This is a genomic window from Methylobacterium sp. WL18 (assembly GCF_008040015.1).
GTDB lineage: Bacteria > Pseudomonadota > Alphaproteobacteria > Rhizobiales > Beijerinckiaceae > Methylobacterium > Methylobacterium mesophilicum.
Window position 1 is genome coordinate 1 of sequence record NZ_VRVD01000147.1, and the last position, 9042, is coordinate 9042.

Consider the following 9042-nt stretch of genomic DNA (forward strand, 5'->3'; position numbering starts at 1 on the left):
GCGGCAGCCGGTCGCCCGGGCGCAGGCGCCCCGAGGCGATCTCGCCGGCCACCGCGTCCGCGACGGTGCGATAATCCGAAGCCCGCATCATTGCTCCGAGTGCAATGTTTCGATTGATCCGAGATATCTATCGGTTCAATCCTGCGCCCGCAATCCCGGCCGGACTGCGTCCCGTCACCGGAACCTACGCCATGTCGATCGTCACCCTGCCGTCCGCGGCCACGCCTGCGCGCTCCGCGAGCCGGTCCGCCGTCCCATCCCTGCTGGGTCTCTGGCTCCAGCGCATCCGGACCCGGAGGTTGCTCGCCGCCCTGCATCCGGACCAGCTGCGGGATGCCGGCATCGAACCCTGGCACCTGCGCCGCGAAATCCGGAAGCCGTTCTGGAGAGGATGACCGGCCCTGCGGCGGCTGCGGGTGCCCGGTCCGTTCCACGGACCTATATGCGGGTGGAAGATCCTTCCTCCCGCCGTTCCTCCTGCATCGAATCCCGCATGACCGACGACACCGTGCCCCCGGCCGGGTCCGCACACCCGGCCGAGCGCCCCGGGCTGCTCGCCACCTATCGGCGCCTCTGGCCGCACCTGTGGCCGCACGGCCGGCCCGACCTGCAGCGCAGGGTGTTCCTGGCGTTCGGGCTGCTGCTCGCGGCCAAGCTCGTGACCATGGTGACCCCGTTCACCTTCAAGTGGATCACCGACGCGCTGGTAGCCGCGATCGGTGGGAAGGACGCGCCGCTGCCCACGGGCCTGTTCGCGGCCCCGATGCTGCTCATCGCCCTCTACGGTGTGTCGCGGATCGCCATGTCGGCGCTGACCCAGGTGCGCGACGGGCTGTTCGCCAAGGTGGCGATGCACGCGGTGCGCCGCCTGGCGCTCCGGACTTTCGAGCACATGCACCGCCTGTCCCTGCGCTTCCACCTGGAGCGCAAGACCGGCGGTCTCACCCGGGTGCTCGAGCGCGGCCGCGCCGGCATCGAGGAATTGTCGCGCCTGATGGTGCTGACTTTGGTGCCGACCATCGTCGAGTTCGCGCTGGTGCTCGGCGTCCTCGCCTACGAGTTCGACTGGCGCTACGCGCTGGTGGCGTTCCTCACGGTCGGGGCCTACCTGGCCTTCACCTATAAGGCGACCGAGTGGCGGATCGCCATCCGCCGCCGGATGAACGCCTCGGATACCGACGCGAACACCAAGGCGGTCGACTCGCTGCTCAACTACGAGACGGTGAAGTATTTCGGCGCGGAGGCCCGCGAAGCCGCCCGCTACGACGTGTCGATGGCGAAATACGAAAAGGCCTCGACCCAGACCTACGTGTCGCTGGCCGTGCTTAATGCCGGCCAGGCGGTGATCTTCACCATCGGGATGACGATCGTGATGTGGCTCGCGGCCCGGGACATCCTGGCCGGGCGCACGACGATCGGCGGCTTCGTGCTGGCCAACACCCTGCTGGTGCAGTTGTCGATGCCCCTGAACTTCATGGGCATGATCTACCGCGAGATCAAACAGGCGCTGATCGACATCGACGACATGTTCCGCATCCTCGGGCAGAACCCCGAGATTGCCGACCGGCCCGGCGCCGCGCCGCTGAGCGTGGCGGGCGGCACGGTGCGGTTCGAGGACGTGCGCTTCGCCTACACGCCGGAGCGGCCGATCCTGCGCGGCGTCTCGTTCGAGATCCAGGCCGGCCAGACGGTGGCCGTGGTCGGCCCCTCGGGGGCGGGCAAGTCGACACTGTCGCGGCTGCTGTTCCGGTTCTACGAGCCGTCGGCCGGCCGGATCAGCATCGACGGTCAGGACATCGCCGCGGTGACCCAGGAATCGCTGCGCGCGGCGATCGGCATGGTCCCGCAGGACACGGTGCTGTTCAACGACACGATCGGCTACAACATCCGCTACGGTCGCTCGGACGCCACCGATGCGGAGTTGCGCGAGGCGGCCCAGCTCGCCCAGATCGACCGCTTCGTCTCCGGCCTGCCGGAGGGTTACGACACGCCGGTCGGCGAGCGCGGCCTGAAGCTGTCGGGCGGCGAGAAGCAGCGGGTCGCCATCGCGCGGACCATCCTCAAGGCCCCGCCGATCCTGGTGCTCGACGAGGCGACCTCGGCGCTGGATTCCTTCACCGAGGCCGAGATCCAGTCGGCGCTCGACCGGGTCAGCCGCGGGCGCACCACCCTGGTGATCGCCCACCGGCTGTCCACGGTGGTCAATGCCGACGCGATCCTGGTGCTCGACCACGGCCGCATCGCCGAGCGCGGCACCCATGCCGAATTGCTGGAGGCCGGCGGCATCTACGCGGCGCTCTGGGACCGCCAGCGCGAGGCCGACGCGGCGCTCGAAGTGCTTCAGCGCGCCGACACCCCGGTCCTGCCGATCCGGGCCGGGCGCGGGGCCGTGCCGGCGACGGAACCGGCGGAGTAGTCACGCGGGGGCGGATTACTTCTCCGGCTGTATTCGTTATACTGCGCTGAACGGCCCATCACGAAGGCCGCGCTGCGAATCGGCTTAGGCCGTCCGGTCGGGGGAGACATCGATGTTGAAGGGCCTGATCGCGGCCGGCGCCATGCTGGTCGCCCTCGGCGGCACCGTCCGGGCGGAGGATGTCGTCCGGCTCGGCAACCTGAAATTCGCCCATTACGGCGCCATCTCCTACATGAAGGAGATCGCCCCGAAATACGGCCTGAAGATCGACGAGCGCCAGTTCGCCAAGGGCGCCGACATCTACCCGGCCATGGCCGTGGACCAGATCGACATCGCGGCCTCCGGGGGCGACGGCGCGGTGGCCGCCCGCGGCAACGGCGTGAAGCTGGTGATCGTCGCGGGCTTCGCCGACGGCGGCGTACGCATCCTCAAGCGGCCGGACCTGCCGGCCAAGAGCGCGGCCGACCTGAAGGGCCTCAAGGTCGCCACCGTCCGCGGCGGCACGCAGGACCTGATGCTGCTGGCCGAGCTCGACAAGCACGGGCTGACCTGGTCCGAGCGTCCCGGCAAGGACGTGCAGCTGACCTACTTCAACAACTACGCCGACCTGAACCAGGCGCTCGGGCAGAAATACGTCGACGTGATCTGCCAGTCGGAGCCGCAATCGACCCAGGCGATCAGCGCCGGCTGGGGCGTCGAGCTGGTCAAGCCCTACGACACCCCGATCGGCAAGCCGGTCCGGCCCCTGGTGATGACCGAGAAGATGTACACCGAGCGGCCGGAGGTGGCCGCCAAGGTGCTGCGCCTGTTCGTGGCCGCCACCAAGGCCTTCATCGACGACCCGGCACTCGCCGAGAAATACGTCCGCGAGCAGGTGTTCAAGGGCCAGTTGACCAGCCAGGACTTTCGCGACGGCATGGCCAACGCGAGCTACACCTACGCCATGCCGGCGGGGCACATGCAGGTCACCACCGACTACATGGTCAAGTACGGGCTGGGTAAGATGCAGAACCCGCCCAAGAGCGATGCCGAGTGGGTCAAGCTCGATCTGCTCGACAAGGCCAAGGCCGACCTGAAGGTCGAGTGATCCGATGGCCCTGCGCGACCTTCGCGGCGTCCTGGTTCCGGTCGCGCTGCTGATCCTGTGGGAGTTGGCGAGTCGCACCGGCCTCGTCTCGGCCGTGGTGCTGCCGCCGCCGAGCGCGGTGGCGGTGAAATGGTGGTCCGGCCTGCTGCCGGCCATGCCGTACGATCCCGGTCAGGAGAGCTACCTGTCCTGGCTGTTCTCCGGCGAGATGCCGCACGACGCGGTCTCCAGCCTGTCTCGGGTGGTCTCCGGCTTCCTGATCGGGGCCGGGCTCGCCGTCCCGGTCGGCCTGATGCTCGGCACCAACGACAGGCTCTACGCCCTGTTCAACCCGCTGCTCCAGGTGCTGCGCCCGATCCCGCCGATCGCCTACATCCCGCTCGCCATCGTGTGGTTCGGGCTCGGCAACCCGCCGGCCCTGTTCCTGATCGCGCTCGGGACCTTCTTCCCGGTCCTGGTCAACACCATCGCGGGGGTGCGTCAGGTCGACTCGATCTACATCCGCGCCGCCCGCAACCTCGGCGCCGGCTCCTGGACGATGTTCCGCCGGGTGATCCTGCCGGCCGCGAGCCCGTTCGTGCTCGCCGGCATGCGCATCGGCATCGGCACCGCCTTCATCGTGGTGATCGTCGCCGAGATGATCGCGGTCTCGGACGGGCTCGGCTACCGGATCCTCGAGGCTCGGGAATACATGTGGTCGGACAAGATCATCGGCGGCATGCTGACGATCGGCATCCTCGGCCTGATCATCGACGGGGCGATGAGCCGCCTCAACGATCACCTGCTGCGCTGGCACCGCGGCCTGGAGCGGTAACCCGGACGATGTCGGCAGAGATCGTGGTCGCGAACGCCGTCAAGGTGTTCGGCAGCGGCGCTTCGGGCGTCGCCGCCCTTCAGGACATCTCGGCAACGGTGCCGGAGGGCCAGTTCCTGTGTTTGCTCGGGCCCTCGGGCTGCGGCAAGTCCACCCTGCTCAACGCTATGGCGGGCTTCAGCCCGCTCACCTCGGGCACGATCACGGTGGGCGGCAGGCCGGTGGTCGATCCCGGCCCGGACCGGGGCATGGTGTTCCAGGAATACGCCCTGTTCCCGTGGATGAGCGTCGAGGACAACGTCCGCTTCGGCCTGGACATCAAGGGCGTGCCGCGCGCGCAGGCCAACGAGACGGTCGACCGCATCACCGCGACGCTCGGCCTGTCGGATTTCCGCACCCGCTACCCGAAGGACCTGTCGGGCGGAATGCGCCAGCGCGTGGCCATCGCCCGCATCCTCGCCCTCGACCCGCCGGTGATGCTGATGGACGAGCCGTTCGGGGCCCTGGACGCCCTGACGCGGCGCACCCTGCAGGACGAACTGCTCCGGATCTGGGCCGATTCGCGCAAGACGATCGTGTTCGTGACCCACTCGATCGAGGAGGCGATCTACCTGGCCGACCGGATCCTGGTGATGACCTACCGGCCCGGGCGCATCAAGCGCGACGTCACCGTGCCGATCCCCCGGCCCCGGGACCCGGCGAGCGCCGACTTCAACGCGATCAAGCGCGAGCTGGGCCAGCTCGTGATGGAGGAGCAGGCGCGCTTCACCGACGCGGAGCTGCACGCCCCGGCGGTGGATTGAGGATCTTTTCGGATCGCAGCCGCGGCGCTTACCCGCCGGACCGGACCTTCACCCCGAGCAGCGCCTCGAACGGCAGCACCATCGCGCCCTTGTCGCGGTCGCCGTGGCCCTGGCGCAGGGCGGTCTGGTAGGTCGCGGTGGCGGCGGCCGTGACCGGCATGGGATAGCCGCCCTCGGCCGAGATCGCCGCGGCCGCGACGAGGTCCTTGTAGGCCGCGCCCATCGGGTAGCCCTCGTCGAAGCGGCCCTGGAGGATGCGCGGCACGAAGTACTGCGCCGCGTAGCTCCGGCTGGTGCCGGTGGTGACCACCTGGGCGATCTGCTCCGGATCGAGCCCCATGGCCACCGCCATCGGCAGCACCTCGGCCAGCGCCGCGATATTGATGTCGTAGAGCACGTTGTTGATCGTCTTGGTGAGCTGGCCGGAGCCCGCCGGCCCCATATGCAGGACGCTGGTGCCGATCCGCTCCAGCAGCGGCCGGACCGCCGCGACGCTCTCCGGGTCGCCGCCGCACATCACCGTGAGCGTCCCGGCTTCTGCGCCCGCCGGCGCCCCCGAGACCGGGGCATCGACGAAACGCCGCCCGGTCGCCGCCACGGCGCGCCCGATGGCGAGCGCCTTGGCGTGCGCGATGGTGCTGAGATCCACCACGATCGCCCCCGGCGCCAGCCGCTCGGCGAGACGATCCCCGCCGAACAGGGCCGCCTCGACCACGTCGCCGTTCGGCAGGCACAGGAACAGCACCGCGGCGCCGTCGACCGCCGTGCGATCCGCCGTCGCGACGAGGCCCGGCCCGTCGAGCCCGGCCAGGCGCGCCGGGTCGGAATCCACCGCCACGACGGTCTCGGAGTCGGACGGGCGCTTGGCCGCGAGGTTGCGGGCGATCGGGTGGCCCATGGCGCCGAGGCCGACGAAGGCGAGGCGGCTCACAGCCATCCGCGGATGCTCCGCGCCATGGCGGCCGCCGAGATCCCGTAGCGGTCGTGGAGCGTCGGCAGGGCGCCGGCATCCAGGAACTCGTCCGGCAGGCCGATCTGGCGGAAGCCGCGCTCCGGCATCGTTCCGTTGCGCATCAGCACGCCCGCCACCGCCTCGCCGAGACCGCCGATCACCGTGTGGTTCTCGGCCACCACCACGAGGCGTCCGCCACGTCGGGCCTCGTGCAGGATGGTCGCCTCGTCCAGAGGCTTGATCGTCGGCACGTGGAGGACCGCCACGTCGATCCGGTCGTCGCGCAAAGCGTCCGCCACTTCCAGCGCCCGCATGGTCATCAGACCGGAGGAGACAACGAGCACGTCGCGTCCGTCGCGGATCGTCTTGGCCTTGCCGAGCTCGAACGTGTAGCCGTACTCGTCGAGCACCAGCGGGACGTTGCCGCGCAGGAGCCGCAGGTAGACCGGCCCCTTATGGGCGGCCATGGCCGGCACGACCTGCTCGATCTCGTGGGCGTCGCACGGGTCGATGATCGTGAGGTTGGGCATGCCGCGGAAGATCGCGAGGTCTTCCGTCGCCTGGTGGCTCGGGCCGTAGCCGGTGGTCAGGCCGGGCAGGGCGCAGGCGATCTTGACGTCGAGATTCTCCTCCGCGATCGCCAGGCAGATGAAGTCGTAGGCCCGCCGCGCCGCGAACACCGCGTAGGTGGTGGCAAACGGCGTGAAGCCTTCGCGGGCGAGCCCGGCCGCCGCGCTCATCAGGAGCTGCTCGGCCATCCCCATCTGGTAGAACCGCTCGGGATGGGCCTGCGCGAAGATGTGCAGGTCGGTGTATTTCGACAGGTCCGCCGACAGGCCGACGATGTCGGGCCGGGTCTTGGCGAGCTCGACCAGGGCGTGGCCGAACGGCGCGGCCTTGGTGCGCTGCCCGGGGGCGGCCAGCGAGGCGATCATCGCCGAGGTCTTGAGGCTGCCGCCCTCCCGCGGGGCGGGCTTCTCGTATTTCGAGCGTCTCACCGCACCCTCCCTTCGTCCAGGATCGCCAGCGCCCGCTGCCACTCGTCCGGCTCGACGCGCAGGAAGTGGTTGCGCTCGCGCGCTTCCAGGAACGGCACGCCCTTGGCCATGCGCGTGTCGCAGATGATGATCCGGGGCTGCGGCCCCGGGTGGTTCCGGGCGGCGTCGAAGGCCGTCACCAGCGCGTCGATGTCGTTGCCGTCGACCCGCTGCACGAACCAGTTGAACGCCTCGAATTTCGGGGCCAGCGGCTCGAAGTTGAGCACCCCCGTTGAGGCGCCGTCGGCCTGCATGCCGTTCACGTCGACGAGGCCGATCAGGTTGTCGAGCTTGAACGAGCCCGCCGACATGGCGGCTTCCCAGGTCGAGCCCTCGTCGAGCTCGCCGTCGGAAAACAGGTTGTAGACGAAGTTTTTCGAGCCCTTCCGCTTCAGGCCGAGGCACATGCCGACCGCGATCCCGAGCCCGTGGCCGAGCGAGCCGCCGGTGATCTCCATGCCCGGCGTGTAGGTGGCCATGCCCGACATCGGCAGGCGGCTGTCGTCGCCGCCGTAGCTCGTCAGCTCGTCCTCCGGGATGATCTCCGCCTCGATCAGCGCCGCGTAGAGGGCGATGGCGTAGTGGCCGATCGACAGCAGGAACCGGTCGCGGCCCTCCCATTCGGGATCCTCGGGCCGGTAGGTCATGGCGTGGAAGTAGCTCACCGCCAGCACGTCGCTGATGCCCAGCGCCTGGGCGATGTAGCCCTGGCCCTGGACCTCGCCCATGCGCAGGGCATGGCGGCGGATGTGGTAGGCGCGCTCGCCGAGCGGGACGTTGGACCCCGCGCGGGGCCGTTCGGTCGGGGACGGAGACGTCATGGCGTGCTCCTCAGTGGATCAGCATGCCGCCGTTCACGTCGATCACCGCGCCGGTGATGTACGCGGACAGGTCGGAGGCCAGGAACAGGCAGGCGTTGGCCACATCGTCGGCCACCCCGAGGCGCCCCAGCGGGATGCCCTTGGCGATCTCGACCTTGAGCTCGGGGGTGAGCTTGCCGCCGGTGATGTCGGTCTGGATCAGGCCGGGCGTCACGGAATTGACCCGGATCCCGTCGGGGCCGAGTTCCCGGGCCATCGCCTTGGCGAGGCCCAGCACGCCGCCCTTGGCGGCGCTGTAATGCGGGCCGCCGAAGATGCCGCCGCCGCGCTGGGCGGAGACCGAGGACATGCACACGATCGCCCCGGAGCCCTGGCCGCGCATCCCCGGGATCACGGCCTGGCTCATGTAGAGGGTGCCGCGCAGGTTCACGTCGGTGACCGCGTCATAGTTCTCCGGCGCGATGTCCATGATCTTGAGCGGCTGGGTGATGCCGGCATTGTTGACCAGCACGTCGATGCGCCCGAGTCGGGCCACGATCTCCTCGGCGGCCCGGGAGCAGGCGGCCCGGTCGGTCACGTCGCAGGCGAGGCCGACATGGCCGGCGCCGATGTCGCGGGCGGCGTCCTCGGCCTGGCCGGCATCAAGGTCGAGCACGGCGATGCGGGCGCCGTATTGCGCGAACAGGCGCGCGGTGGCCTTGCCGATGCCGCGGGCGGAGGCCGCCCCGGTGATCACGCAGACCCGATCGTTCAACAGCATGGGACCCTCCCGGCGATCCGCGCGCGTGCGGGATCGAAGCCTGTCGTCGCGACGGAGGCTGAAGCCGGCCGGCGACCGCGATCCGGAGATCGGCGGCCTCGCGGTGACGTTTCCTCGCGTCTTGTTCGTTGGGGCGACATTGGCCCGGTGAGACCGGCCGCGACAAACGCGAATCCTGCACCCGCAGGTGAATGGGATTCACCTGCGGGTGCGTTTCAAGCCAGCTCGGCGGCGAGATCGATCCCGAGTTCCCGGGCGAGCCAGCGGGCGAAGACCCGCAGCGGCGCCCGGCGGCGGGCATCGGCCGGGCAGACGAAATGGTGGCCGACGATGTGGCCAACGCCTGCCTGTT

The 9042-nt window shown here is 69.7% G+C and carries 9 protein-coding genes; 5 read left to right on the plus strand and 4 right to left on the minus strand.

The genetic code is table 11. The features are described 5' to 3' along the window. Nucleotides 1–191 precede the first annotated feature (191 nt). From FV228_RS12940 to FV228_RS12960, 5 genes are all read left to right on the plus strand, one after another. Nucleotides 192–395: a DUF1127 domain-containing protein gene (locus FV228_RS12940; RefSeq protein ID WP_147854995.1), complete on the plus strand. Its 204-nt coding sequence runs from the start codon at nucleotides 192–194 to the stop codon at nucleotides 393–395. Between the two features lie 98 nt (nucleotides 396–493). Continuing rightward, complete coding sequence (locus FV228_RS12945) at nucleotides 494–2416, plus strand: ABC transporter ATP-binding protein/permease (RefSeq protein WP_147854996.1); 1923 nt, start codon at nucleotides 494–496, stop codon at nucleotides 2414–2416. 112 nt (nucleotides 2417–2528) lie between these two features. Continuing rightward, nucleotides 2529–3503 (plus strand): ABC transporter substrate-binding protein, encoded by a 975-nt coding sequence (locus tag FV228_RS12950; protein ID WP_147854997.1) that lies wholly within the window; start codon nucleotides 2529–2531, stop codon nucleotides 3501–3503. 4 nt (nucleotides 3504–3507) lie between these two features. Then, the gene (locus tag FV228_RS12955) at nucleotides 3508–4317 is read left to right on the plus strand and encodes an ABC transporter permease (protein WP_147854998.1); all 810 of its coding nucleotides are present in this window, start codon (nucleotides 3508–3510) and stop codon (nucleotides 4315–4317) included. 8 nt (nucleotides 4318–4325) lie between these two features. Continuing rightward, complete coding sequence (locus tag FV228_RS12960; protein WP_147854999.1) at nucleotides 4326–5120, plus strand: ABC transporter ATP-binding protein; 795 nt, start codon at nucleotides 4326–4328, stop codon at nucleotides 5118–5120. A gap of 28 nt (nucleotides 5121–5148) precedes the next feature. On the opposite strand, the gene FV228_RS12965 is transcribed toward FV228_RS12960, so the two are convergent. The 4 genes from FV228_RS12965 to FV228_RS12980 are packed head-to-tail and all read right to left on the minus strand — an operon-like array spanning nucleotide 5149 to nucleotide 8690. Beyond that, nucleotides 5149–6057 carry an NAD(P)-dependent oxidoreductase gene (locus tag FV228_RS12965; RefSeq protein WP_147855000.1) on the minus strand — a complete coding sequence of 303 codons (909 nt, stop codon included), beginning with the start codon at nucleotides 6055–6057 and terminating at the stop codon, nucleotides 5149–5151. Further along, nucleotides 6048–7070, minus strand: coding sequence for a transketolase family protein (locus FV228_RS12970; RefSeq protein ID WP_147855001.1), 1023 nt, complete (start codon nucleotides 7068–7070; stop codon nucleotides 6048–6050). Before FV228_RS12970 ends, FV228_RS12965 begins: the two co-directional genes overlap by 10 nt. Next, a complete protein-coding gene (locus tag FV228_RS12975) occupies nucleotides 7067–7930 on the minus strand; it encodes a transketolase (RefSeq protein WP_187277724.1) in 864 nt (287 codons plus the stop codon). Before FV228_RS12975 ends, FV228_RS12970 begins: the two co-directional genes overlap by 4 nt. Before the next feature lie 10 nt (nucleotides 7931–7940). Continuing rightward, nucleotides 7941–8690 carry an SDR family oxidoreductase gene (locus FV228_RS12980; RefSeq protein ID WP_147855002.1) on the minus strand — a complete coding sequence of 250 codons (750 nt, stop codon included), beginning with the start codon at nucleotides 8688–8690 and terminating at the stop codon, nucleotides 7941–7943. Nucleotides 8691–9042: the final 352 nt, after the last annotated feature.